Source organism: Mesorhizobium sp. M1163 (assembly GCF_040318415.1).
GTDB lineage: Bacteria > Pseudomonadota > Alphaproteobacteria > Rhizobiales > Rhizobiaceae > Mesorhizobium.
Map to the genome: position 1 here is coordinate 90262 of NZ_JAMYMF010000019.1, position 25090 is coordinate 115351.

Genomic DNA, 25090 nt, shown 5'->3' on the forward strand with positions numbered 1-25090 from the left:
AGCCTGCGCTGCCCGTCCGATATGGAAGATGTCAGCCCTGGATGAAGGCCAGCAGATCCGGATTGATGATCTCCGGATGGGTGGTGCACATGCCGTGCGGCAGGCCCTTGTAGATCTTGAGCGTGCCGTGCTTCACCAGCTTGGCCGCAAGCAGCGCGGAATCGGCGATCGGCACGATCTGGTCGTCGTCGCCATGCATGATCAGGACGGGAACCTCGATCTTTTTGAGATCGTCGGTGAAATCGGTCTCCGAGAATGCCTTGATGCAGTCGTAATGGGCCTTGGCTCCGCCCATCATGCCCTGGCGCCACCAATTGTCGACGGCGCCTTGCGAGATCTTGGCGCCGTCGCGGTTGAAGCCATAGAACGGGCCGGCCGGCACATCCCTGTAGAACTGGGCGCGATTAGCGGCCAGAGCCGCGCGAAAGCCGTCGAAGACTTCGATCGGCAAGCCGCCGGGGTTGCTGTCGGTCTTGACCATAATCGGCGGCACGGCGCCGATCAGCACCGCCTTGGCAACACGGCCTCCGCCGCCATAAAGCGCGACGTAACGCGCCACCTCGCCGCCACCGGTCGAGTGGCCGATGTGGATCGCATCCCTGAGATCGAGATGCGCCGCGAGCGCCGCAACATCGGCGGCGTAGGTGTCCATCTCATTGCCGGTCGCGGTCTGCGACGAGCGGCCGTGGCCGCGGCGGTCATGGGCGATGACGCGGTAGCCCTTTTCGACGAAGAACAGCATCTGGTTGTCCCAGTCGTCTGAGCTCAGCGGCCAGCCGTGATGGAACACGATCGGCTGGCCCTTGCCCCAATCCTTATAGAAAATCTCGGTGCCGTCATGGGTGGTGAATGTGCTCATCGTCCTACTCCTTGATGGAAAGCTGGGAGGTAACAGGGAAGCTTTTAGCCCCTTCAGCTGGACAAATTATAACAGTGCGGTCAGGGTGAGCATTGGCAAAACGGACATTCAACGTGGCAAAACTGACAAATGACGGCTGCGCGTGATCTGATCGAAATCGGCCTTGTCTTGTATCCCGGCGTGCAGGAAGCAGCCGTGCTCGGCCTGACCGATCTTTTCATGCTGGCAAACCGGCTGGCTGTCGAGCGGTCGCCGGAGGCGGCGAGGCTTCGCGTCAGCCATTGGCAATTGGACGCGGGCAATACCGTAATCCGCACCTTCGACAGCGACCCCGGCGCCGACAATGAACCGGCCATGGTCATCCTGCCGCCGACCCTGCTGCAGCCGATCCCTCGCGAGGCGGCCGCGCCCTATGCCGGCTGGCTCAGGGACCGTCATGCGGCAGGCGCGACGCTCGGTTCGGTCTGTGCCGGCGCCTTCGTGCTTGCCGAGACCGGCCTGTTGTCCGGTCGCGCCGCGACAACGCACTGGGCCTATCGCGACGCGCTGGCGCTACGCTTTCCAGACATCTTGCTCGACGCCGACAGGCTGGTCATCGACGATGGCGACATCATCACCGCGGGCGGCTACATGGCCTGGACCGACCTCGGCCTCAAGCTCGTGGACAGGGTGCTCGGGTCAACCGTCATGATGGACACGGCGCGTTTCATGCTGGTCGATCCGCCGGGCCGCGAGCAACGTTTTTACAGCCCGTTTGCGCCGCGATTGACCCATGACGACGAAGCGATCCTCAAGGTGCAGCATTGGCTGCAGGCGAACGGCGCGCGCGACGTGACGCTCGGCGCCATGGCCGAGCATGCGGGGCTGGAGGAGCGGACCTTTCTGCGACGCTTCCGAAACGCCACTGGCCTCAGGCCGACCGAATATTGTCAGCACCTGCGGGTCGGCAAGGCGCGCGAGATGCTGGAAACCACGATACGATCGATCGACCAGATCGCCTGGGAGGTCGGCTATGACGATCCCGGCTCCTTCCGCAAGGTATTCGCCAGGATAACCGGCCTGGTGCCCGGCGATTATCGCCGGCGCTTTGGCGTGGAATGAGCTGTGATTGCGGGTGGAGAGAGCTGAGGCCCGGCCGCCGCGCAATGGCGCTATCGATTCGATGCTGCCAAAGGCAAGCTCGCCGGGAAGAGAACCCCAACCACCCCATCTCCCGGCGAGCCTACTTACCTGATTGATACGCAATCAGGACCGGGATCAGCCGGCAAGCTCTTTGTTGCAAGACAGATGCCAGTCTTTCTTCTCGAAATGGGACACAGACGGGAATGAGCTCCCTGATGTTCACGCCGAGGCTTTTTGCCTGATGTGCCGGATCAGTCGAATTCCTGAAATCAGCAGCAATGCGCCTCCGACTTCCACGACCAGGATCACGGCCGAGCCCCAGGGAATAGCTGGCCAAAACTCTGAAAAGGCTTGCCTGAGCCAGGTGCTATGAGCAGGCTCCTCGCCGTAAGTCCTGAGCATCAAGTCCGCGTAATCGAAGATCTCTTGGACCACGATCGCCGACCAGAACAGCGATGAGACAAGCCATATCAGTGCGATTCGTCTGACGATCGGGCTCATTCCAAACCTACTGTCAAAAAGATCGACTTGATTAGCACACCCGCCAAACGAGATCATCCCGCTATATCTCGAACTCGCCCTGCCCTTCATCCATGGCGCTGACCGTCTCGGCTGCGAGCGCTCGCGTTATCGGCGTCTTGCGCTCGAGCGCGGTGCGGTCGAGCCGTTCGACCACCCCCATGGCGGTGGCCAGCGAGCGTTCGATGCGGCGCACCAGGTATTGCACGACATGCGGCTCGACCTCGACCTGGCGGTCGGCGAACAGTTTTGTGATGACGCCGGCCAGCAAGAGATCGTCGGGCTCGTGGATCTCGACGGTAGCCGCCGCCTTGAGCCGCGACGCCAGGTCGGGCAGCCTGACGCCCCAGGCGGAGGGAAAGCGGCGCGCCGTCAACAGTAAGGTCGAGCCGGCGCCGCGCACCGCATTGATCAGGTGGAACAGGCCGTGCTCGTCGACCGGGCCGGCGTCGACATCGTCGATCAGGGCCGGATGCGCGCCGAGATTTTCGATACAGTCGCCGATGCGGGCGGCCTCCACTTTCACCGCGTCGGCGCGGGTCCGCCAGATCGAGGCCAGATGGGTTTTTCCCGAGCCGGCCGGCCCAGCCAGCACGACAACCGGCGACGGCCAGTCCGGCCAGCGGTCGACAAGCGCCGCGGCCTGGCTGTTGGTGGCGGAGACGACGAGCTCGTCACGCGAATAGCCGGTGCCGTGGCCTAGATCGAGCGGCAATTGGCGCGGCGGATCGATCTTGTTGTCCGGCATCTGGCTCAACCGCGCGCGCCCCCGCGGCGCCGAACCGGCAGCGGCGGCACCGGCTCGTCGGCATGGCCCTTGTAGAGCGGCGATTCGAGATAGCGCGCGATGGCGAAACGCACCAGAACGGCAACGGCGGCGGAAGCCGGAACGGCGATCAGCAGGCCGACGAAGCCGAACAGCGCGCCGAAGGCAAACAGCGCAAACATCAGCCATACCGGATGCAGGGCGACGCTTTTGCCGACTAACCGCGGCTGCAGGATGTTGCCCTCGATGAACTGGCCGACGAAGAACACGCCTGCCACTGCCGCGATCATGGTCCAGTCCGGCCAGAACTGGACGAAGGCAACGCCGACAGCCAGCACCAGCCCGGTCAGCGAGCCGACATAGGGGATGAACGAGATCAGCCCGGCGAACAGGCCGATGAGGATGCCGAAATTCAGGCCCGTCAGCGTCAGGCCGGTGGCATACATGGCGCCGAGCACCAGGCAGAGCGTACCCTGGCCGCGCACGAAGCCGGCGGTCGCGGTGTTGATGTCCCTGGCGATCGCCCGGACCGTCTTGACATAGTCGCGCGGCACCCAGCCGTCGACGATTGCCACCATGCGGTCCCAGTCGAGCAGCATGTAGAAGGCGACGACCGGCGTCACCACGAACAGGCTGACAACCGAGACCAGCGCCACGCCGGAGCTCCAGATCGAGGTGAAGACCGTAGTCAGGAGACCGAAGCCGGAGGTCAGCAGCGAGTTCAGCCCTTCGCGCAGGCCATTGGCGTCGACGCCGAATTTCTCTTCCAGCCATTTCGGGTCGAAACTGGTGATCAGGCTCTGCAGCCGGGTCAGATAGTCCGGCAGCTTGCTGGCGAAATCAGCCATCTGCGAGGCGAGCACCGGAACCAGGATGACGACGGCCAGCACCAGGACGACGATAAAGGCGATGAGGATGACCACCGTCGCCATCAGCCTGGACAGGCCGAGACGCTCCAGCCGGTCGGCGACAGGGTCGAGGAAATAGGCGAGCACCATGCCAGCGACGAAGGGCAGAAGGATGCCGCTGAAGACATAGAGGAAGACGGCGAGGATGATGGCGCTGACCAGCCAGAAGCGGATCTGGCGGCGAAACGACGCCGATGCCGCAGCCTCCGCTGCCGCGGCTTCGGCCTCGGCGTCGATCGACCGTTCGTCGGGTCCCTGGTGTTCAGGTGCCCCGCGTTCAGGTGCCGGGTGTGGAGCCTTCGCCATAGCCGCTCATATGCCTCAGCCAAGCCACGAGATAGGCCGCGGCCGAAGCCACGGTCAAGACCCCGGACAGCAATATGAGGGCCGGCCTCAGCGGATCGAGACGGATGTCAAAGGCGAGTTCGCCCAACACCACTGCCGCCAGCACGATCTGGATCGCGGTGTTGGCCTTCGACACCAGGAGCGGCTTCATCTCAACCGGATGCGCCATGACGGTGGACAAAAGCACGGCGCAGACGATCAGCGCGTCGCGCGACACCATGGTGATGACCAGCCATAGCGGCAACTCGCCGCTGATGCCCATGACCACGAAGACGGAGACCAGCAGCAGCTTGTCGGCCATCGGGTCGAGATAGGCGCCGAGCCTGGAAAACTGATTGAAATGGCGGGCGATGAAGCCGTCGACGCCGTCGGAAATGCCGGCAATGAGGAAGCCGGCAAAGGCCCAGTCCCAGCGTTCCTGCAGCATGGCCAGCACCACGGCCGGCACCAGCACGAAGCGCATGATCGTGATCATGTTGGGGATGGTCAAACGCATTATCCCGTCGCTCTTGTTTGTCGATACATGATGGAGATGGAGGGTCACGGCAAGTGAGAAGCGACAAAAGTTGGGCCGTGCACGGGTTTGTCGAGAGCGCACTGGCCGCGAAGCTATTTTGGAACAAGCGGCGCAGTGGCTGGACTCTTCGGCAACCATCAAGGCACCATGGCGCAACAAAGAGGGAGTGGAACCTTGTCTTTGGCCGTTGGCGAAGCGCGTAAGTATCTCGATACGTTCATGATGGGACATGGCTTTCGCCGCATCCGGAAAGGCGTCTTCGAAGTCGACCGGAGCGACGATATTAGCCTGATTCTCGAAGAAGCCTTTACTGCAAGCTCTGGCGATGTTCATGTGAACATGCTCGTTTACCTGGACTTTCTTACCGTCAGGCCGTTGCTTGAAAGGCTGTACGGCAAAAAATGGATCTGGCCCGGACTGTCGCAGTTTCATCCCGAAACGATATTTAACAATGAGCTGAAAGCTTATGGTCGTTACTTCGAGAACCTTGACCAGACGAGCATAGATAGGTTGCTGGGGAAATATGTCGAGCTGGCGCGACGGATCAGGGCTCAGAATCCGGACCTCGCCAGTTACGTCGCCGGACATAGCGAGCTGCTCGACAAACCTTACGAATTCACACAGCCCTTCGCAGTTCGGATCCTCGCGCTGATTGCCTGCGAAATCGAACTTGGGCACTACGAGCGGGTGAGGCAGGCTGTGCACTGGATTCGAACGAACAATAGCGGAATAGCGCTGAGCGGCTACGCCAAGGCACAACTCGACCGCGTCGACATGGTTCTGGCGGAACGAGAGGGACGTCCATAAGGGCGGCAGCTTGGGCGACTGTCCACTCTTTTGTCGAGCCAAGACAGTCTGATCCCGCCGTCATCCTTGCGAGGTGCGGCCGTTCATGCGAAGAGCCCGGGAAAGCAATAGCTTATTTTCCCTACTGCTGAATGACGATGGCGCAGAGAATCACAATCGCTTGGCGAGTAACGCTTTGCTATCTGGCCGGACTGACAGAAAGTCTGCTGGCTTTCGCATCTTTCGGAGCCCCGCACCGCAACATAGCGACGCAAGATCTTCTGTGGGCCTTCGCTCTTGAGCTGGCCGTGGGCGTGGTCGTCTCTTGGCCCCTCTGGCTGACGGCTGCGGTCGTGGCGTTTCTGTTCGCGAGGTCGGTCGTTGCAAATCCAGGTCTGTGGGCTGCCGCGGCGGCTTTGGTCGCCGCCGGCTTCTCGTATGGAATCCTGCCCTTCGACGGTGAAATCAGGTCTCTTGCCACCGTCGGTGGCCTCGCCGCAATTCTGGCGGGGATTTCTTTTTACTGTTGGAGTATATCGCGCCCGGTTCCGCCGGTATCCAACTGAAAACACCATCATCGCGCGCTTGCCTTGCGGGGCAAAACCGTTCATGCGAAGAGCCCGCAAGCGAATGAAACCAGCGACAGGCAAGCGCAACAGATGAGCAGGCGCCGGAAATGAGCAAGCGCAAGAACGGGCTCACCTATGCCGAAGCGGGCGTCGACATCGATGCCGGCAATCTCATGGTCGAGAAGATCAAGCCGCTGGTGCGTGCGACCCGCCGGCCGGGCGCCGATGGCGAGATCGGCGGCTTCGGCGGCATGTTCGACCTAAAGGCCGCCGGCTTCACCGATCCGGTGCTGGTCGCCGCCAATGACGGCGTCGGCACCAAGCTGAAGATCGCCATCGACGCCGGCAAGCACGATACGATCGGCATCGACCTCGTCGCCATGTGCGTCAACGACATCGTCGTGCAAGGCGCCGAGCCGCTGTTCTTCCTCGACTATTTCGCCACCGGCAAGCTCGATCCCGACCAGGGTGCTTCGATCGTCGGTGGTATCGCCGCCGGCTGCCGGCAGGCCGGCTGCGCGCTGATCGGCGGCGAGACGGCGGAAATGCCGGGCATGTATCACGACAAGGACTACGACCTTGCCGGCTTTGCCGTCGGTGCCGCCGAACGCGGCCAGCTGCTGCCGACCGACGACATCGTCGAGGGCGACGTGCTGCTCGGCCTTGCCTCGTCGGGCCTGCATTCGAACGGCTTTTCGCTGGTCCGCCGCATCGTTGCCGTAAGCGGCCTTGGCTGGGGCGATCCGGCGCCGTTCAATGACGAGGCGACACTTGCCGAGGCGCTGCTCGAGCCGACGCGCATCTACGTCAAGTCGATTCTCAAGGCGATCCGCAACACGCATGGCATCAAGGCGCTGGCCCATATCACCGGCGGCGGCTTTCCCGAAAACATCCCGCGCGTTCTGCCCAAGGATTTTTCGGCCGAGCTCGATCTCGGCGCCATCGAGGTGCCACCGGTGTTTTCGTGGCTGGCCAAGACCGGCGGCGTCGCGCCGGAAGAGATGATGCGCACCTTCAATTGCGGCATCGGCATGATCCTGGTCGTCGCCTCCGGTCAGGCGGCGCAGGTCGCCGCCGTTCTGCAGGAGGCCGGCGAGACGGTGACGCCGATCGGCCAGATCGTGCCGCGCCGCGATGCCGGCGTCATCTATCGGGGCTCGATCGGCCTATGACCAGGAAACGCACCGTAGTGCTTATTTCGGGGCGCGGCTCCAACATGACGGCGCTGATCGCGGCCGCCGGCAGCCCGGCCTATCCGGCCGAGATCGTCGGCGTCATCTCCGATCGCGCCAATGCCGCCGGCCTCGGCATCGCCGCGGCTCGCGGCATCGCCATCAAGGTGATTTCGCGCTCCGACTATGCCAGCAAGGAAGCGCATGACGGGGCGATCGATGCGGCCCTTGTCTCGTTCGGCGCCGAAATCGTCGCGCTGGCCGGCTATATGCGCATCCTCGGCGCGCGTTTCGTCGAGAAGTGGCAGGGCCGGATGGTTAATATCCACCCTGCCCTGCTGCCTGCCTTCAAGGGGCTGGATACGCACGCGCGAGCCATCCGCGCAGGCATGCGCATCCATGGCTGCACAGTGCATTTCGTCACGCTCGACATGGATGACGGGCCGATCATCGCCCAGGCCGCAGTGCCGGTGATGGTCGGCGACAATGAGGACACGCTGGCCGCGCGCGTGCTCAAGGCCGAGCACCAGCTCTATCCGCTGGCGCTGGGCCTGGTCGCCGAAGGCAAGGCGCGGATGGAAGGCGGCCGCACGGTGTTTTCGCGCTTCGCCGACGATGCCGACAATGCCACGTCGGTGGTGATCGCGCCCGACCCGCTGCGCGAAGAGACCGATCTCGAGCACCTGGCGCGGATAACGCCGTGAGGGTCCGTAGAAAAAGCCAATAAATCGTCGGGGTCGGCAGAAACAGACCAATGGACGTTTTCGACAGCGCGATCCGCACAAAAGGTGATCTCGCCGGCGTCTTCGAGTATGACGAGGCGGACGATCCGAACAGTGCCACGGCATATTTCTATCTTTGTCGAACCGAGGACGGGCGGGCCGATTCTGTCATCGAAGCAATTCACATTCGATCGGGCGATTGGGCTATCACTGAAGCAGACATTTCGGTCAGATGGGATAAAGATGAACGGCGCGTAGGCCTGTTCATCTTTGGTGTGCTTTGGGCGAGTTTTGATACCGCCATGGGCACAAAGCATGGCGGCGGATATGGGAAAGACTTTCAGCCGGACATCCCTTGGACTTGAATTGAAACCATGATGCAATTGCTGCTCCTGCGTCACGCTAAGTCGAGCTGGGACGATCCTGGCCTCATCGATTTCGACCGGCCGCTGTCCGGGCGCGGGCGGAAAGCAGCGCCGCTGGTCGGGCGCGAACTGACCCGGCGCGGCTGGCTGCCGGAGCTGGCGCTGGTGTCGCCGGCGCTGCGCACCCGCGACACATGGCGGCTGGTTTCGGCGGAATTGCCGGCGAAGGTGCAGGCCAAATTTGCCCAGGCGCTCTACGAGGCAGCGGCGGCGGACATCCTCGCCAAGGTGCGGCAAGTAAAGGCGGAGACCGGAACGCTGCTGGTGCTTGGCCACAATCCCGGGTTGGAGGAGTTCGCGCGCGGGCTTGCCGGGGCTGGATCGGATGAAGCGGCGCTGAAAAAGCTGGCGGAAAAATTCCCGACCGCGGCCCTGGCTCGGTTCGACGTCGATGGCGATTGGGCCGGTCTCACCTTCGGCAGCGCCCGACTGACGCACTGCATTTGGCCGAAGGATCTGCGTTAGGGATTTACCAACAGGCCGGGGGAAAAACCGCCGATCCCTCGACCGACCGAGCTTCGCACAAACAAGAGCGGCGGGCCAAGCCCGCCGTTCTTTGTGCTCCCGGGGTTTGAGGAACTAGCGGCCCCAGTTGCCCCGGCCAGATTGGGGCACTACGGGCTGATCCGTGCCGAACCGGGTCGTCGCCCCGGTGTCGACGGCGTTGTGCTCAGCCGTCAGCGGCTTGCGGATGGAACCGGTAAACCCGCTGTCGATAGCGCCGACAGGCGCATTGCCAACAGGCGCGGCCGGCTGGTTGGCACCGTCCGAACCATAGTGGTCGCTGCCGGCAAAGGCGCTGCCCGTGGCGGTGAGGACGATAGCGGCGATGGTAAGAGCAATCTTGGTCATTTCGGGTACTCCAGTGTGCTGGTCATTCGTGAGTTGTCGTTGCTTTCGACGCATTCGAGATGAGAGCGCTGCCCGCACCGACGAATACGCATCGGCTTTTTCCGACGTGCACGTTGCTGGACGATTTCAGCAACCGAGATTGTGGCTACAGATGAAACCTGCAATTCAAAGTATTCGATTGGCGCAGGATTCGATCCAGCGCTCGTCCCGGCTGATACGCGAAAGCAAGAGTAGCGGGCCGAGCCCGCCGCTCTTTGTGTTCCGGGGCTGTGATAATCAGCGGCCCCAGATGCCTTGGCCGGATTCAGGCGCCACCGACTCGGAAGTCGTCTTGGCACCGGTATGCTCGGAAGTAACCGGCTTGCGGATCGAGCCGGTGAACGTGTTGTCAACGTTGGCAGCAGGAGCGGCCGGCTGGTTGACGTTGTCTGAGCCATAATGGTCGCTGCCGGCAAAAGCAATGCCGGTGGCAACGAGGATGGCGCCGGCGGTAAGAGCGATCTTGGTCATTTCAGGTACTCCGGTAGTTCTTTGGTCTGTCCGTCAAGTGGCGTGCCTTGGGAAGAATTCGCGTCGCTCGGACCGCCCCGAGATGGGTCCGCAAGCTTGTCGTTTCCAATCACAAAAGTTTTGTACAGGTGCGCCAAATTGGCCGCTTGAAATTCGACATGCGGCTCCTTTCGCCACAATGTTCTTATTTCTTTTCAATTAGTTATGCGGTTATTGGTGATTTTCAGCGCGAACATTCTGTGAGCCGGCGTTCACCCATTCCTGTATTCCTGTACCCTCTGTCAACAGAACCGAACCGTTCGGTTCGAACTATTTTACGTTTGGCTGGATCAGCGCTTCAGAGCCTCGATCGACATGCCTGCCGACCGATCAATGCCCAGTAAAAATCACGCTGCCAGCTCAGCGCCAGCGGTGTCATGCTTGGGCCGCGCGCTGGCCAGAAGCACCACGGGGCAGTTGCAGGCGGCTAAAACAGCGCCGGCGGTTTCGCCGAAGAACAGGTCCTCACCCGGACGTTGGGTGACACCCATCACGACGATCGCCGCGCCTTTGGCCGCCTCCCTAGTGATCGCCTTGTCGGGTGTGACGCGGGTATGGAACGCGGTGTCGATATGCAGGCCGTAGCGGCCCGCCAAGTCGGCGATGTCTTTCAGGACGGCCTCTTCGCGGCTATGCGACACCGATGTCGACCTGCGGCCCTTGGCTGCCCTTTGCGAGACGTAGAGAACCTTGATCCGCGCCCGGTTTGGACGGGCCAGCGCCAGCGCCAAGTCGGCGGCGCGACGCGCCACCTGGGTTCCGTTGACGGGGACGAGAATGCTGGTGCCGGCCTTCAGCGTCGGCATCTTTTCGGCTGCATTGCCGCCGTTCAGGACCAGGCAAAGTGGGCCGTCAAATCCTGCGGCAATGTCGTTGAGGGCCGGCGCGAAGGCGCCATCGGCGGTCAGCACATTGTCGAGGCCGACCAGCAGCAGGCCGTATCCCTTGCGGGCCTCTTCGGCGATCGTCTCACCGGTGGCTTCCAACTCGGTGCGGGCCGTCAGGTGGACTTTGCCGACAAGCGTATCTTCGATCCGTTTTACCGCCTGGGCGCTTTTCTTTGCACCCTTCTTGATTTCCTGCAGGGCGCGCTCCTGTCCCTTGCTGTCGCTCGGCCTGTCAATTCGGCCGTCTTTCGGCTGAAGCAAGGTGGTGGGCAGGCGAAGCAAGGTAGTGGGCATGCCGCTGCCTCCGCCGACCAGTCCGGCGAGATGGGCAGTGAACTTGCCAATCCTGCTGTCGTCGACCAGCACCAGCAGCCGCTCCAGCCTGGAAATGAAGCCGTATTCGTCCAACGCCTCGCGCTCGACACGCTGCTGCTCGTCGTGCCCCACCGGCAGCCGGCCGAGCGCCCAGCGCAGCATCGGCGGCATGGCCAGCGTGGTGATCACGGCCATGGTGACGATCATGGTGAAGAGATTGTGCGACAGGATGTTCATCGACAGGCCGATGCTGGCGACGATCACCTCGGTCGAGCCGCGCGCGTTCATGGCGCTGCCGACGGCGATTGCTTCCTTGAACGACATGGCGGCGAGCCTGGCGCCGATGAACGCGCCGCCAAACTTGCCGATGCTGGCGATAACCACAAGAGCGCCCGTCAGCATGGCAAGCGTCGGATCGGCGAGCACTGTGAGATCGGCGGAAAGCCCCGCCATGCCGAAGAAGATCGGCATGAACAGCGCAGTGATGACGCCGCGCAGCTGGCCTTCGATATGGCTGGAGAGGATGGGCGATTCACCGACAAGAATGCCGGCGACGAACGCACCCAGGACGGTATGCACGCCTATCATATTGGTGATCAGCGCCATCACGCCCATGATGATGAGGATCATGGTGATCACCGCGAACTCGCTGTGGAATTGATCGTTGGTCCAGCGGATCAAGGTGAAGACAAGACGGCGGCCAATGGTGAAGGAGAACACCATGAATAGTGCCACCGCGGCGATGGTGGTCACCAGCGGCGCGAACTGCAACCTGCCATTGGTGGCGATGCCGAAGGTTACGGCGATGATAAGCCAGCCGATCGTGTCCTCGATGATCGCCGAGGAAATAATCACCTGTCCGAGGTTGCGGCGCATGAAGTTCATCTCGCGCACCACCATGGCGACGATCTTGACCGACGAGATCGACAGCGCGGTGCCCAGGAACAGCCCGGCGACGGTGCGTTGCGTGGCGTCAGACAGCAATGCGCCCGGCAGGAACTGCGCCAGCGCGAAACCGCAGATGAAGGGCACCACGACGCCGGTCGCCGAAATGGAAAAACAGGCCGCGCCAACCCGGCGCACCAGCCGCAGGTCCGTTTCCATGCCGGTCAGCAAAAGCAGCATCAGGATGCCGAGCTGTGAGACGGCGTCGATCATGCCCTTTTGCGCAGGATCGCTGGGAAAGATCAGGTGCTGAGCCGATGGCCATAGCCAGCCGAACAGCGAAGGACCGAGCAGGATGCCGCCGATCAGTTGGCCCATGATTGCCGGCTGGCCATAGCGCTGCAGCACTTCGCCCAGGCCGCGCCCGACAAGCAGCAGCAGGACGATCTCGGCAACGAAAGCGCCTTCGCCCGAACCGCCCATTCCCGAAGCCTTGGTTCCGGCAACAAGCGTCTCCGCCGCCCGGGCCGCGCCTGCGGGGGCGAAAGCGCAAACCAACAGCGCCAGGCTGGAACATGTCGGAGCCTGCCAAGCCATGAAACCCCCATCGCCCAATGCACCTGCCCAACAACGCGCGACAATGAGTTGCGTTGCTAGACGTGGACGTCACCGAAGGAGAGTTCGCCGTCGTCGCTCTCCGTCAGGTAGGCTGCCATCAGCAGGCCGGCATAGAGGACGGCGACCAGCACGACGATGGCGCCACCAGGAACTGGACCCAGCGCAGCACTGGCGACGGCCTCACGCATCGACCCGACGAAGCCGATGCGGACGCCTTCGTTTAAGAGGCTGGGGGTCGACAGTTTGAGGATCCAGGCCAGCAGCAGGATCAGCAGCATATAGATGTAATTCCGACGCAGGCGGCGCGCCAAAGCCACGCGTTGCGAAATCAGGAATTTTGGTGCGCGCAGGCTCTCGCCGACGATCAACAGCCAATCGGACGCAAAATCCGGCTGCGGTGAGAATACCTGTGCGAAATAGTGCCGTTCGAACTGGCGCACGCGAGCCCGATAGAAGTCGAAGAAGCGGTATCGCCGCGCCTCGATCCACAGCAGCAGCAGAACAAGCAGCATGGCAAACAGCAGCACGCCATGGTGAGCGCTGGCTGTCGAAAGCGAGACGGACAGCATCGCCGCGACAACCGTTATCGCCCAATTGCTCGTCCGGTCCAGGCGGTCGCGCCACCCAGCCATGCGCGCAATCTCGGCGCGATGGAAGTGGGACATCGTGGTTACGAGTTCGCCGGACGAAAGCGTTCGCCCGATGGGGTCCGGCGCCGCCAACGCTTCTGCCATGACCATGCCTCCACCCGCCATGCGAAACGGCCGGAGGAACATATCGTTCCGAACGCTTCAAGTTGCCGGGCGCAGCCAGACCTTGTTGTCGTGGAAGGCGGCGCCGCCATAGGGCGCCGGCGCATCGGCGCCAGTCAGCACGTTGATGCCCTCGCCGCGCTCATGGGCGCTGTTCGGCCAGATGCCTTCGGCGATGACCACGCCGCGCTTGATGCCGTCGAACAGTTTTGCGTGCAGCACCACTTCGCCACGCTGGTTGCCGACTTCGATGCGGCCGCCGTCGGCGACGCCGAGTGCCGCCGCATCATCGGGATGCAAGAGCAGCTCCGGCCGGCGCTCTTTTGCCTGCGACACCGGCGTTTCGGTGAAGGTCGAATTGAGGAAATTGCGCGCCGGCGAGGTGGTCAGCCGGAACGGGTGCGCCTCGTCCGCCACCTCGATCAGATCGACATGGTCGGGGAATTCCGGCAGGCTCGCCACCGGCCCGAACAGGCCCATGCTTTTCGGTGGCCGATTGGGCGACGCCTGGCCCGTCCAGTCGGCGCGAAAATGAAACTTCTTGTCGGCATGGCCGAAGCCGTCGAGGTAATGCGCGGCATCGAAATCCGGCTGCAAATCGACCCATTTCTGCTCTTTCAGGCTCGAAAAGCTGCCCAGCCCGCGCTTGCCCAGAATGACGTCGATATGCTGCTGCTCGGTCATGCCGAAGCCCGGGCGATCGGCGACACCGAGTCTTTTGCCGAGTTCCTCGATGACGAAATGGTTGGTGCGCGGACCTTCCGGCGGGTCGATCAGCTTCGGCCCGAGCGTGATGTGCTGGTTGCCGCCGCCCTTGTAGACGTCGTCATGCTCGAGAAACATCGTCGCCGGCAGCACCACATCGGCGAGCTTGGCGGTGTCGGTCATGAACTGCTCGTGCACGCAGGAGAACAGATCGTCGCGCAAAAAACCCTGCTTCACCAGCCGCTGCTCCGGCGCGACATTGACCGGATTGGTGTTCTGGATCAGCAGCGCCGTCACCGGCGGGCCGCCATAGAGCGCATCCTCAGCCCCGGTCAGCACCGGGCCGATGCGCGAATGGTCGAGATGACGGATCGCGGGGTCGCGCATCCGCGTGCCTTCGAGCAGTTCCTGATTGAGCTTGAAGATGCCCGAATTGGTATGGAAGGCGCCGCCGCCTTCATATTGCCAGCAGCCGGTGACCGCGGCGATCGAGGCTGCGGCGTGCATGTTGACCGAACCGTTGCGCTGGCGCGAAAACCCGTAGCCGAGGCGGAAGTAGGTCTTGTTCGTCGTGCCGACGAGACGGGCGAAGGTCTCGATTTCGTCGACAGAAAGCCCGGTGATATCAGCGGCCCATTGCGGCGTCCTCGTTTGAAGATGCGCTTCCAGACCATGCGGGTCGTCGGTGTATTTTTCCAAATAAGCGCGGTCGGCCATGCCGTCACGGAACAGCACGTGCATCACCGCGCAGGCCAGCGCGCCGTCGGTGCCGGGCTTCAGCACTAGGCCGAGATCGGCCTGCTTCATCGTCGCGTTCTCGTAAACATCGATGACGACGATCTTGGCTGCGCGTTCCTTGCGCGCCTTGATGGCGTGGGTCATGACGTTGACCTGCGTGACCACGGCGTTGGTGCCCCAGATCACCACGCAGTCGGATTTGCCCATCTCGCGCGGATCGGGACCGCGCAGTGCGCCTGCCCCCATCATCCAGCCGGTCCAGGCCAGATTGGTGCAGATCGAACCGAAGAAGCCGGAGTATTTCTTGGCATGCCTGAGCCGCTCGATGCCGTCGCGCTGCACCAGACCCATCGTGCCGGCATAGTAATAGGGCCAGACCGTCTCCGAGCCGAATTTTGCCTCCGCCGCGATGAACTTTTCGGCGACAAGGTCGAGTGCGGCCTCCCAGCTCGCTTCCTTCCAGGCGCCCTCGCCCTTGGCGCCCGCCCGGATCAGCGGTTTCAGCAGGCGGTCGGGATGATGGACGCGGTCGGCGTAGCGGGCGACCTTGGCGCAGATGACGCCGGCCGTGTAGCTGTTGGCCTTGGCGCCATGGACGCGGCCGATACGCCTGGCGTCAAGCAACTCGACCTCGAGCGCGCAGGTTGAGGGACAATCATGCGGACAGGCCGAATGGCCGATTTTGAGCTTGGCGTGCTGATTCATGGGAGCAAACTAGCCGGTTGTGATAGCGGCGTGTAGGGCCAGTTACACGCCATCAATGCGCTTGAACAAGGCGTTGTAGGCACCGCATTTCGGGCAATGTATGTGGCGCTCGACATGCGATGATCCGGCTCCGGCGTCGATGACCAGCAGATTGCCGTCTCCACACTCAGGACATTTTACGACAGCTCCGGAATTGACGGCCAAAACCTTGGCAGCTTCGATCCACAGTTTTGCCGACATCGTCCTACTCCGCCGTGCCTTCCTCGTACTCCGCCGACATCGACAGCCATTTCTCCTCGTGGCCGGCCAGCTGTTGCGCGAGTTGTGAGCGTTCCTTGGCCAGCCTTGTCGCGGTCGAGGGGTCCTTTTCGTAGACGGCCGGATTGGCGAGTTCGTCCTCGATCAGGTCGATGCGCTTGCGGAGGCGGTCCATCAGCGCTTCGGTGGCGCGGATTTCCTTGGCCAGCGGCTCGAAAGCGGCGCGGCGCGCGGCTGCATCGCGGCGGCGGTCGGCCTTCGAGGCTTTGTCCGCCTCGCGCTTGCCGCGGCGGTCGCCGGAGACGCCGGTGACCTGCGTCTTGTAGTCCTCGAGGTCGCCGTCATACGGGTTAACCGCGCCCTCCTTGACCAGCCACAGCCGGTCGGCGGTCGCTTCGAGCAGATGGCGGTCGTGCGAGATCAGGATGACGGCGCCGGGAAAATCGTTCAGCGCATGGATCAGCGATTCACGGCTGTCGATGTCGAGATGGTTGGTCGGCTCGTCGAGGATGAACAGGTTCGGCCCCTCGAAGGCCGACAGGCCCATCAGGAGCCGCGCCTTTTCGCCGCCGGACAGGTCTTTGGCGGCGGTGTTCATCTTTTCCGTGGTCAGGCCGAACTGCGCGACGCGGCCGCGCACCTTGGATTCCGGCGCGTCCGGCATCAGCCGGCGGACATGCTCATAGGCGTTTTCGTCGGGCCTGAGGTCGTCGAGCTGGTGCTGGGCGAAGATTGCCACCTTCAGCCCGGGCGCCACGGTCATGCCGCCGGTCTCCGGCTTCAGCCGGCCGGCCAACAGCTTGGCGAAGGTCGACTTGCCGTTGCCGTTGGCGCCGAGCAGCGCGATGCGGTCGTCGGCATCGACGCGCAGCGTCATCTTCTTCAGGATCGGCGCACCCTCGGTATAGCCGACATTGACGTTGTTCAGCGCGATGATCGGCGAGGCCACCGTCTTCACCGGCTCCGGAAAGGAGAACGGCCGAACCGTGTCGTTCACAATCGCGGCGATCGGCTTCATCTTCTCCAGCGCCTTGATGCGCGACTGCGCCTGCCTCGCCTTAGACGCCTTGGCGCGGAAGCGCTCGACGAAGGATTCCATGTGCTTGCGCGCGGCTTCCTGCTTCACGCGGCCCTTCTCCTGCAATTCGCGCTGCTCGGTATATTGGCGCTCGAACTGATCGTAGCCGCCGCGCCAGAACGTCAGCTTCTTCTGGTCGAGATGGACGATCGAATTGACGGCTCGGTTGAGCAGGTCGCGGTCGTGCGAAATCAGCAGCACAGTGTGCGGGTATTTCGACACGTAGTTTTCCAGCCACAGCGTGCCTTCGAGATCGAGATAATTGGTCGGCTCGTCGAGCAGCAGCAGATCGGGCTCGGCAAACAGCACCGCGGCCAGCGCGACGCGCATGCGCCAGCCGCCGGAGAAGGACGAGGCCGGGCGCTGTTGTGCGGCGTCGTCGAAGCCGAGGCCGGCGAGAATGGTGGCGGCGCGTGACTCGGCCGAGTGCGCATCGATATCGGCCAGCCGCATATGGATATCGGCGATGCGGTGCGGATCGGTCGCCGTCTTTTCCTCTTCGAGCAGCGCACTCCGTTCAAGGTCGGCCTTGAGCACGATCTCGATCAGCGGCTCCTCGGTGCCCGGCGCTTCCTGAGCGACCTGGCCGATGCGTGTGTTCTTGGGCAGACTGATCGAGCCGGTCTCGGAGGCGAGGTCGCCGGTGATCGCCTTGAACAAGGTCGTCTTGCCGGTGCCGTTGCGGCCGACAAGGCCAGCCTTGCTGCCGGCCGGCAAGGTCAGCGAGGCATGGTCGAGAAGCAGGCGTCCGGCCATGCGGAGCGAAAGGTCGTTGATGATCAGCATGGCCGCGCTTTTGCACGGGACAACCATGCTTCGCAAGGGCTTGAGCCCCGGTTCGCCGCATTAGGCGCGAAAACCGGCAAGCAGGTGACGCCGACCCCCGCGCACCGCGACTTCCCGCAAAACGCAAAAAGAACCCGCTATCCTGAGGGGGGCAAGGAAAGCGGGTTCTTTCGTGAACGGCGGCCTTGGGAGCGTCCGATCGACACCCAAACACGCAGCAGCCGGGTTTGTTCCATGGGATAGACAAACCATGTGATGAACAAACGCCGGCGTGGCGGCAGGTTTGTCCACAGGGCGTGCCGTTTGTACGCTATCGGACCATGACGCTGCGGAAAGACTCGGCTATTCTTGGATGTGCGGCGGGCCTGATCTCCGCCTGGCCGGCGTCATCAGCTTCCTCCCAAGCGGCGCCGGCCACCCTTTTTTGACCGGCGCCGACGCCATTTGAAGCGGTCATTGTTTCGGCGGCGTGCCGGGCTGATCGCCGCCGGTCGTCGACTTCGGCACCGGATTCTTGTCGACCTGCGGATTCTGCTCGACCGTATCGCCAGGGGCCTTGGTCGGCTGGATGTTGTTGTCGCAACCCGCAACGGTCAGCGCTGCCACAAGCAGCAGGATTGAGCGCTTGTTCATCGCAGTCTCCTCTCGCCCGACAACGAGGCGTCGGCGATTTGGTTGCGCGATCGGTGTCGTTCCCGCATTCGCCGAGAAGTCGGGGAACAAAATGCCGCGTCTCCGGTTGCTCCAGAATCAATGGAGGAAGCCATGATCCGTCTGCTTATCGCCGGGGCAATCGTCTATGTTGCCTATCGCGTCGCCAAGAAAGTGATCGACGAGGTGCCCGACGATTTCGATCCGCTGCTGCTGCCGCCACCAGAAGACGATCGCGAGGCGCTGCGGCGGCAATCGGCAAGGATGGGCGTCGAGCCCGGGCGTTAGTCAACAGGCCGGCCCACAAGGCTTCTTCGTTCACGAGCCCTATCCCGGCTCCGCAAACCGTTGCGAACAAAGCAGAAACGATGCTTGATGGGCGATGAACCTCGCCGCCCGTGATTCGTCCTTCCAGCCGGCCTATCTGGCAAAGCTCAACGCCGAGCAGCGGCTTGCCGTCGAACATGGCGACGGCAAGGTCGCGGGACCATTGCTGGTGATTGCCGGCGCCGGCTCCGGCAAGACCAACACGCTGGCGCACCGGGTCGCGCATCTGATCGTTAGGGGTGCCGATCCGCGCCGCATCCTCTTGATGACATTTTCCCGCCGTGCCGCGGCGGAAATGGCCAAGCGGGTCGAGCGCATCGCCGGCGAGGCTGGGCCGCGATGCTTCTGTCATCACCGATGCGCTGAGCTGGGCCGGCACGTTCCACGGCATTGGCGCCAGGCTGCTGCGTGATTATGCGCTGGAGATCGGTCTCGATCCCGCCTTCACCATCCACGACCGCGAGGATTCCGCCGACCTGATGAACCTCGCCCGCCACGAGCTTGGGTTTTCGAAGACCGAAGCCCGCTTCCCGACCAAGGGCACCTGCCTTGCGATCTATTCGCGTGCCGTCAATGCACAGGCGCCGCTCGGCGAGGTGCTGGGTTCGGTGTTCCCGTGGTGCGCCGGCTGGGCCGAACAGCTGAAACAATTATTCGCCAGATATGTCGAGGCCAAGCAGGCGCAGAACGTGCTCGATTACGACGATCTGCTGCTCTACTGGGCGCAGATGGCCGGCGAGCCGGAAATCGCCGCGCATCTGGGTGCACGTTTCGACCATGTGCTGGTCGATGAATACCAGGACACCAACCGGCTGCAGGCCTCGATCCTGACGGCCCTCAAGCCCGACGGATCGGGGCTGACGGTGGTCGGCGACGACGCGCAGTCGATCTATTCGTTCCGCGCCGCGGAAGTGCGCAATATCCTGGATTTTCCCAAGCAGTTCGCGCAGCCGGCCGAGGTCGTCATGCTGGAGCGCAACTACCGCTCGACCGAGACGATCCTGGCGGCGGCCAATGCGGTGATCGGCGAAGCGTCGGAACGTTTCACCAAAAATCTCTGGTCGGAGCGCAAATCGGCGGAAAAGCCGAAGCTGGTGAGCGTGCGCGACGAGATCGAGCAGGCGAGCTATGTCTGCCAGGCGATACTCACCGAGCGCGAGGCCGGTACCGTTCTCAAAGCGCAGGCCGTGCTGTTTCGCGCCTCGCACCATAGCGGCCCGCTGGAGATCGAACTGACGCGCCGCAACATCCCCTTCGTCAAATTCGGCGGGCTGAAATTCCTCGATGCCGCCCACGTCAAGGACGTGCTGGCCGTGCTGCGCTTTGCCGAAAACCCGCGCGACCGCGTCGCCGGCTTTCGCGTGCTGCAACTTCTGCCCGGCATCGGCCCTTCGGCCGCCAATGCGATCGTCAAGACCATGGCGACGTCGCTCGACGAGACGATGGGGCTTGCGCGCTACCGGCCGCCGCAGCGGGCCGCCGACGACTGGCCGGGCTTTGTCGCGCTCTATTGCGGCCTGCGCGCCGGCGCAAAGAAATGGCCGGCCGACATCGAGCAGGTCAGGCTCTGGTACGAGCCGCATCTGGAACGCATCCACGAGGATGCGACGACGCGCCGGGCCGATCTCCTGCAGCTCGAGCAGATCGCCTCCGGCTATGGATCGCGCGAGCGCTTCCTCACCGAGCTGACGCTCGATCCGCCGGACGCGACCAGCGACGAAGCCGGCCCGCCGCACCGCGACGAGGATTATCTGATCCTGTCGACCATCCATTCGGCCAAGGGCCAGGAGTGGAAGAACGTCTTCGTGCTCAACACCGTCGACGGCTGCATCCCGATCGACCTAGGGGTCGGCAGCAAGGAGGACGTCGACGAGGAGCGGCGGCTGCTCTACGTGGCGATGACGCGGGCCAAGGATAGCCTGCATTTGGTGATGCCGCAGCGTTTTTTCGTCCACGGCCAGGCAGCGCGCGGCGACCGCCATGTCTATGCCTCGCGCACGCGCTTCATCCCGCGCCCGATCCTTGGTGCCTTCGAGCAGGTGGCTTGGGCCAGCGTCCAGGCCAGGGACGATCCGCGCCGCCAGCCGCAGGTGCGCGTCGACCTCGGCGCCCGCATGCGCGGCATGTGGAAATAGGCACGCGCCCTCGGCGCGCTGCTCACCCGGGCGAGCGAAAAAAACAAATCACGGCAACATGGAACCTCGCGCCGTGATCCGCGTTTCTGCCCGACCCCAGACCGGAGAACGGCGTCCGCCGTGACCTCCGCCCATTCGAGAGGCCAGAATGCACGACAGGACGTTTTCCACACCGGTCGCCCTAACCGTTGGCGCCGGCTACAAGCGGACGATCGCTTCGTTCTCCGAGATGCACGAGTTCCTGACCGAGTTCCCGCCTTCGCGCCGGCGGCTGAGCTATGGCGCCGCGGTAAAGGCCTGCGAGGCGGCACGCGCCGGCGAGATCTCGGCCGAAGCGGCACGCGACGCCCTGATCACCTTCGCCGTGACGGCCGGCATCCTCTGGCCGGCCGCCCAGCCGGCAGTCTCGGTCAAGCCGGTCGTCCGGGGCCTCGGCGGCTACGCCGCCTGACGCAACCTCTTCGTCATCTTGGCCGGCCGGAGATGCGGTCCGTTGTCGGTGGTTTTAGGTCGGCAGATCCTAAATCAGCTGCCTTCTGATGCTCATCCGGGTCACCGCAGTCACAAGAATGGCGCCGATCATGAAATAGATGGTCGCGACAATGTCGCCCTGGTGGAAATAATAACCGGAGTTGAGAAGCGCCAGGACCACGGCGAAGAACGCCACAAGGCGCAAGGGTTCATTGGGCATGCGTGCCAATTCTCGCTGTTGCTGCTGAATGCTGCTGAAGCGGCCGCCCTCACGACCATGCGCTCCATAAAATGTTTTGGCGCTTTTTGCAATCTCGGCAGATCGTCCGCTATCGACCATCCGCTTCACCAGCCGCCCCAGGTTCAGGCGAATGCCCTGCCCTCCTCGCTGCGCTGGAACATCGTCAGGTCCAGTCCGAGGCTTGGCTTGCCCAGAACGGTCAGGATCGCATGCGCCTGGCCGCGGTGGTGGGTCTGGTGGTTGAAGAAGTGGTCGAGCGCCGGCGCCAACCGCTGCGAGACGGTGCGCATATCCGAGACGGTCATGTAGGAGAAGCGGCCCGACAGCGCCTTGTCGCTCAAGCCGGCAACCCAGTCGATGATCCGTTTGTCCTCGGCCTCGCGCGCCAGCCGCAAGCCTGGCAAGGCGCGGTGCAGGATCGTGTCGAGCCTTGCCGGCGCGTCGCCCTCGCCGGTGAAGCGTTTCATCCAGATACGGTCGGCTGCCAGGAGGTGGTTGAGCGTTCCCATCATCGAGCTGAAGAAGACGCCGACATTGCGGTCGAACTCTTCCTCGTCGAGATCGGCGGCGGCATCGTAGATGCGGCCATTGGCCCATTGATTGTAGGCCGCAAACATCCTGAAATGCTGTTTCATTCTTCTCTCGACCTGCGAGACCCTGTTTCGCGCGGGTCTGTTTCGGGCATAGTTAGACTGCGAGGACGCTGCCGCCAATGACCATTCTGCTCTATGACCTTGTCGGACGCGACGCCGCCCGCCCGTTCAGCCCACATTGCTGGAAGGCGGCGATGGCGCTGGCCCATAAAGGGCTCGACATCACCAGCGTGCCGACCCGTTTCCTCGAAGTGCCGAAGGTGGAAGGCGGCGTCTCGAAGCTCGTTCCGGTGATCCGCGACGGCGAGACGGTGGTCGCCGATTCCTTCGCCATCGCGCTCTATCTCGAGCAGACCTATCCCGAGCGGCCGACATTGTTTTCCGGCGACGGTGGCAAGGCGATGGCGCGCTTCATCGAACGCTGGTCGCAGCTGACCATCCATCCCTACGTCACCACCGCGGCGATACTGGACCTGCATGCCATGCAGGACGAGACGAACGCCGCCTATTTCCGGCAGAACCGCGAGCAGCGCTTCGGCAAGCGCCTGGAGGCGGTATACGCCACCCGCGACGCTGGGCTCGCCAGCTTCCGCGCCGCGCTGGAGCCGCTCCGCTCGATGCTTGGCTATCAGCCCTTCATCGGCGGCCCGTCGCCGCTATTTGCCGACTACATCGTTTTCGGCGCGCTGCAATGGGCGCGCATCGCCACGCCCTACCGGCTGCTCGACGACAGCGATGTCGTGGCGCAATGGTTCGAACGATGCCTCGATCTGCATGGCGGCCTCGGCCGCACGGTCGCGGCGGCGGCGATCGCCCCGCTCGATAGTTGAAATCGGCAGTTTCATCGGCAACGCCACATTTTGTTCTTGCTTTGTGCCGGCAGCTATGCTACTAATTTGGGTATGGTGCTGATTCGTACCGACGACCCGCCCGGCTTGCCGAGGCGGGTTTTGTTTTGCCGGTCGAGGTCCAACTGCGTTGCCGGCAGGGACGTTGTCCGGCCTTAACTGAAAGTTGCCAGCCGGCGAAATGCGACAATGCGGGTAGACGAAGTGTCGCTCGAAGCGCCTCATCCGTGCCTGGATCGAAGCAAACAAGACGAACATCCGGCGAACCGGGCAATCACAACAAAGGCAGCGCGCCATGACCGCAAACCCAGAGTTCCCGGCCGACTTTCGCGCCGGGCTCGCCAATCTCTTCCTGTGGCGGCGCGACGTCAGGCGGTTCAAGCCGACGCCGCTCCCCGAAGGGGCGCTGGAGCGGCTGCTCGAGCTTGCCAGCGCCGCGCCTTCCGTCGGGCTGAGCCAGCCCTGGCGCTTCGTCGTCGTCGAGAGCGAAGCATGCCGCGCTGCCGTCAGGGCCTGCTTCGAGCGCTGCAACGCGGAGGCACTCGCAAATTTTTGCGGCGAACGCGCCGCGCTCTATGGGCGCCTGAAGCTTGCCGGCCTGAATGAGGCGCCCTGCCAGCTTGCGGTTTTCGCCGACCGCGCAACCGAGCAAGGGCATGGGCTCGGCCGCCTGACCATGCCAGCCACCATAGACTATTCCGCTGTCATGGCAGTCCACACGATGTGGCTGGCGGCGCGCGCCGAAGGAATAGGCATGGGCTGGGTCTCGATCCTCGATCCGGCCGAGGTGGCGACGATCCTGGACGTGCCGGCGGAGTGGACGCTGATCGGCTATTTCTGTGTCGGCTATCCAAGCGAGGAACACAGCGTGCCGGAACTGGAACGGCAAGGTTGGGAAGTCCGGCGCGCTTCGATCGTGATAAAACGGTAGTGCAACGGCGGCGCTGCCATTCTTTTTGCAGGAAAGCCATTCTCTTTGCAGGGGAGAATGACTCCTCCGCTGCAGGGCAGAATGGATATCATGGATGTTTCGCCGATCGTCAGCATCGCCAACAAGAGACCAAGGCAAAGCCAGTCGTGACGGCCTTGATCTGAGGAAGGGCATAGAATGTTTCGCTGCGAGGTGCAGGCCGAGATCTGGGTCTATCCGGGCAAGGGCGGCTGGCATTTCGTGACGCTACCGCCGGAACCTGGAGCATGGATCAAGACGGCGATGGTGGGGATGGCAAGGCCCTGGGGCTCGCTTGGCGTGGAAGCCGTCATCGGCCAGACCAGATGGCGGACATCGCTGTTTCCCGACAAGAAATCCGGCAGCCTGCTCTTGCCGATCAAGACGGCGGTGCGGGTCCGCGAAGGCCTTAGGGCTGGCGACACGGCCAACCTGACGATCGAGATAGAGCTATGACACATTGGGTCTGGCTGACGGCGACGCGCTGTGCGCCCACCTCCCCTTGGCAAGCCGGCGGGCGGCTTGTATAGAGCCCGCCACCCTCAATTCCACTCTCCATCACAAGGACGATCCCATGGCGCTCGAACGCACCTTTTCCATGATCAAGCCGGACGCGACCCGTCGCAATCTCACCGGCGCCATCACCAAGATACTGGAAGATGCCGGCCTGCGCGTCGTCGCTTCGCGCCGGGTGTGGATGAGCCGCCGCGAGGCAGAAGGTTTCTATGCCGTCCACAAGGAGCGTCCGTTCTTCGGCGAGCTGGTCGAGTCCATGTCGTCGGGCCCGACCATCGTGCAGGTGCTGGAAGGCGAGAACGCCATTGCCAAGAACCGCGAAGTGATGGGCGCCACCAATCCGGCAAGCGCCGCCGAAGGCACCATCCGCAAGCTGCACGCGCTGTCGATCGGCGAGAATTCCGTGCATGGTTCCGATGCGCCGGAAACCGCCGCGCAGGAGATCAAATACTGGTTCTCGGACACCGAGATCGTCGGCTAAGCCGGCATCCCGAACCCATCAAAGAGGCCGGCGCAACGCC

The 25090-nt window shown here is 63.2% G+C and carries 28 protein-coding genes and 1 pseudogene; 13 read left to right on the forward strand and 16 right to left on the reverse strand.

Annotation, left to right across the window (positions count from 1 at the left end; translation table 11 throughout):
* Positions 1–31: 31 nt before the first annotated feature.
* Positions 32–859, reverse strand: a complete 828-nt coding sequence (locus NKH43_RS19035) for an alpha/beta fold hydrolase (RefSeq protein ID WP_352495572.1) — start codon at positions 857–859, stop codon at positions 32–34.
* A gap of 129 nt (positions 860–988) precedes the next feature.
* Between NKH43_RS19035 and NKH43_RS19040 the strand changes: the two genes are divergently transcribed.
* Positions 989–1960 (forward strand): GlxA family transcriptional regulator, encoded by a 972-nt coding sequence (locus NKH43_RS19040; protein ID WP_352495573.1) that lies wholly within the window; start codon positions 989–991, stop codon positions 1958–1960.
* A gap of 240 nt (positions 1961–2200) precedes the next feature.
* On the opposite strand, the gene NKH43_RS19045 is transcribed toward NKH43_RS19040, so the two are convergent.
* The 4 genes from NKH43_RS19045 to NKH43_RS19060 form a co-directional block, all read right to left on the reverse strand.
* A complete protein-coding gene (locus NKH43_RS19045) occupies positions 2201–2482 on the reverse strand; it encodes a hypothetical protein (protein WP_352495574.1) in 282 nt (93 codons plus the stop codon).
* A gap of 61 nt (positions 2483–2543) precedes the next feature.
* The gene (gene hdaA, locus NKH43_RS19050; protein ID WP_352859444.1) at positions 2544–3248 is read right to left on the reverse strand and encodes a DnaA regulatory inactivator HdaA; all 705 of its coding nucleotides are present in this window, start codon (positions 3246–3248) and stop codon (positions 2544–2546) included.
* Between the two features lie 5 nt (positions 3249–3253).
* Positions 3254–4480, reverse strand: coding sequence for an AI-2E family transporter (locus NKH43_RS19055; protein ID WP_352859418.1), 1227 nt, complete (start codon positions 4478–4480; stop codon positions 3254–3256).
* Positions 4452–5009: a CDP-alcohol phosphatidyltransferase family protein gene (locus tag NKH43_RS19060; RefSeq protein WP_023719760.1), complete on the reverse strand. Its 558-nt coding sequence runs from the start codon at positions 5007–5009 to the stop codon at positions 4452–4454. The genes NKH43_RS19055 and NKH43_RS19060 overlap by 29 nt, the downstream gene beginning before the upstream one ends.
* A gap of 141 nt (positions 5010–5150) precedes the next feature.
* Between NKH43_RS19060 and NKH43_RS19065 the strand changes: the two genes are divergently transcribed.
* Positions 5151–5843, forward strand: a complete 693-nt coding sequence (locus tag NKH43_RS19065; RefSeq protein ID WP_023719761.1) for a hypothetical protein — start codon at positions 5151–5153, stop codon at positions 5841–5843.
* 83 nt (positions 5844–5926) lie between these two features.
* Here the strand turns inward: NKH43_RS19065 and NKH43_RS19070 are convergent, their stop codons facing one another.
* Positions 5927–6433 (reverse strand): hypothetical protein, encoded by a 507-nt coding sequence (locus tag NKH43_RS19070; RefSeq protein ID WP_156948088.1) that lies wholly within the window; start codon positions 6431–6433, stop codon positions 5927–5929.
* A 65-nt stretch (positions 6434–6498) separates the two neighbouring features.
* Between NKH43_RS19070 and purM the strand changes: the two genes are divergently transcribed.
* The 4 genes from purM to NKH43_RS19090 are packed head-to-tail and all read left to right on the forward strand — an operon-like array spanning position 6499 to position 9175.
* Positions 6499–7563 carry a phosphoribosylformylglycinamidine cyclo-ligase gene (gene purM, locus NKH43_RS19075; protein ID WP_352481776.1) on the forward strand — a complete coding sequence of 355 codons (1065 nt, stop codon included), beginning with the start codon at positions 6499–6501 and terminating at the stop codon, positions 7561–7563.
* Positions 7560–8267, forward strand: coding sequence for a phosphoribosylglycinamide formyltransferase (purN, locus tag NKH43_RS19080; RefSeq protein WP_352481777.1), 708 nt, complete (start codon positions 7560–7562; stop codon positions 8265–8267). The genes purM and purN overlap by 4 nt, the downstream gene beginning before the upstream one ends.
* 50 nt (positions 8268–8317) lie before the next feature.
* The gene (locus NKH43_RS19085; RefSeq protein WP_352481778.1) at positions 8318–8650 is read left to right on the forward strand and encodes a hypothetical protein; all 333 of its coding nucleotides are present in this window, start codon (positions 8318–8320) and stop codon (positions 8648–8650) included.
* A gap of 9 nt (positions 8651–8659) precedes the next feature.
* Positions 8660–9175, forward strand: a complete 516-nt coding sequence (locus NKH43_RS19090; protein ID WP_023719766.1) for a SixA phosphatase family protein — start codon at positions 8660–8662, stop codon at positions 9173–9175.
* Between the two features lie 114 nt (positions 9176–9289).
* On the opposite strand, the gene NKH43_RS19095 is transcribed toward NKH43_RS19090, so the two are convergent.
* From NKH43_RS19095 to NKH43_RS19130, 8 genes are all read right to left on the reverse strand, one after another.
* Positions 9290–9562 carry a DUF680 domain-containing protein gene (locus NKH43_RS19095; RefSeq protein WP_352481779.1) on the reverse strand — a complete coding sequence of 91 codons (273 nt, stop codon included), beginning with the start codon at positions 9560–9562 and terminating at the stop codon, positions 9290–9292.
* A gap of 276 nt (positions 9563–9838) precedes the next feature.
* Entirely contained in the window at positions 9839–10072 is a 234-nt protein-coding gene (locus NKH43_RS19100; RefSeq protein ID WP_352791879.1) for a DUF680 domain-containing protein, read from the reverse strand.
* Positions 10073–10458: 386 nt separating this feature from the next.
* A complete protein-coding gene (locus tag NKH43_RS19105) occupies positions 10459–12681 on the reverse strand; it encodes a cation:proton antiporter domain-containing protein (RefSeq protein ID WP_502906495.1) in 2223 nt (740 codons plus the stop codon).
* A 170-nt stretch (positions 12682–12851) separates the two neighbouring features.
* Positions 12852–13550, reverse strand: coding sequence for a DUF2270 domain-containing protein (locus NKH43_RS19110; protein ID WP_023719770.1), 699 nt, complete (start codon positions 13548–13550; stop codon positions 12852–12854).
* 57 nt (positions 13551–13607) lie between these two features.
* On the reverse strand, positions 13608–15716 hold the full coding sequence (locus NKH43_RS19115) for a molybdopterin-containing oxidoreductase family protein (RefSeq protein ID WP_352791881.1): 2109 nt from the start codon (positions 15714–15716) through the stop codon (positions 13608–13610).
* A 42-nt stretch (positions 15717–15758) separates the two neighbouring features.
* Positions 15759–15956, reverse strand: coding sequence for a hypothetical protein (locus NKH43_RS19120; RefSeq protein WP_023719772.1), 198 nt, complete (start codon positions 15954–15956; stop codon positions 15759–15761).
* 4 nt (positions 15957–15960) lie between these two features.
* Entirely contained in the window at positions 15961–17838 is a 1878-nt protein-coding gene (locus NKH43_RS19125) for an ABC-F family ATP-binding cassette domain-containing protein (RefSeq protein ID WP_352859422.1), read from the reverse strand.
* A 453-nt stretch (positions 17839–18291) separates the two neighbouring features.
* A complete protein-coding gene (locus NKH43_RS19130) occupies positions 18292–18471 on the reverse strand; it encodes a hypothetical protein (protein ID WP_352859424.1) in 180 nt (59 codons plus the stop codon).
* A gap of 132 nt (positions 18472–18603) precedes the next feature.
* On the opposite strand from NKH43_RS19130, the gene NKH43_RS19135 reads away from it, so the two are divergent.
* The 3 genes and pseudogenes from NKH43_RS19135 to NKH43_RS19145 all read left to right on the forward strand — a co-directional run bounded on the left by NKH43_RS19135 (position 18604) and on the right by NKH43_RS19145 (position 21402).
* A complete protein-coding gene (locus NKH43_RS19135; protein WP_023719776.1) occupies positions 18604–18777 on the forward strand; it encodes a hypothetical protein in 174 nt (57 codons plus the stop codon).
* A 94-nt stretch (positions 18778–18871) separates the two neighbouring features.
* Positions 18872–20951: pseudogene (locus NKH43_RS19140) on the forward strand (ATP-dependent helicase).
* Positions 20952–21099: 148 nt separating this feature from the next.
* On the forward strand, positions 21100–21402 hold the full coding sequence (locus tag NKH43_RS19145) for a DUF982 domain-containing protein (RefSeq protein WP_023719778.1): 303 nt from the start codon (positions 21100–21102) through the stop codon (positions 21400–21402).
* A gap of 69 nt (positions 21403–21471) precedes the next feature.
* Here NKH43_RS19145 and NKH43_RS19150 read toward each other — a convergent pair whose 3' ends face one another.
* Both NKH43_RS19150 and NKH43_RS19155 read right to left on the reverse strand, forming a co-directional pair.
* Complete coding sequence (locus tag NKH43_RS19150) at positions 21472–21771, reverse strand: hypothetical protein (RefSeq protein WP_352507902.1); 300 nt, start codon at positions 21769–21771, stop codon at positions 21472–21474.
* Between the two features lie 14 nt (positions 21772–21785).
* Positions 21786–22298, reverse strand: coding sequence for a DinB family protein (locus tag NKH43_RS19155; RefSeq protein WP_352859426.1), 513 nt, complete (start codon positions 22296–22298; stop codon positions 21786–21788).
* 77 nt (positions 22299–22375) lie between these two features.
* Between NKH43_RS19155 and NKH43_RS19160 the strand changes: the two genes are divergently transcribed.
* The 4 genes from NKH43_RS19160 to ndk all read left to right on the forward strand — a co-directional run bounded on the left by NKH43_RS19160 (position 22376) and on the right by ndk (position 25050).
* Positions 22376–23086 carry a glutathione S-transferase family protein gene (locus NKH43_RS19160; protein ID WP_352859428.1) on the forward strand — a complete coding sequence of 237 codons (711 nt, stop codon included), beginning with the start codon at positions 22376–22378 and terminating at the stop codon, positions 23084–23086.
* Between the two features lie 313 nt (positions 23087–23399).
* Complete coding sequence (bluB, locus tag NKH43_RS19165; RefSeq protein ID WP_352495584.1) at positions 23400–24035, forward strand: 5,6-dimethylbenzimidazole synthase; 636 nt, start codon at positions 23400–23402, stop codon at positions 24033–24035.
* A 177-nt stretch (positions 24036–24212) separates the two neighbouring features.
* Entirely contained in the window at positions 24213–24509 is a 297-nt protein-coding gene (locus NKH43_RS19170; RefSeq protein WP_352588611.1) for a DUF1905 domain-containing protein, read from the forward strand.
* Between the two features lie 118 nt (positions 24510–24627).
* Positions 24628–25050, forward strand: a complete 423-nt coding sequence (gene ndk, locus NKH43_RS19175) for a nucleoside-diphosphate kinase (RefSeq protein ID WP_023719783.1) — start codon at positions 24628–24630, stop codon at positions 25048–25050.
* Positions 25051–25090 lie beyond the last annotated feature (40 nt).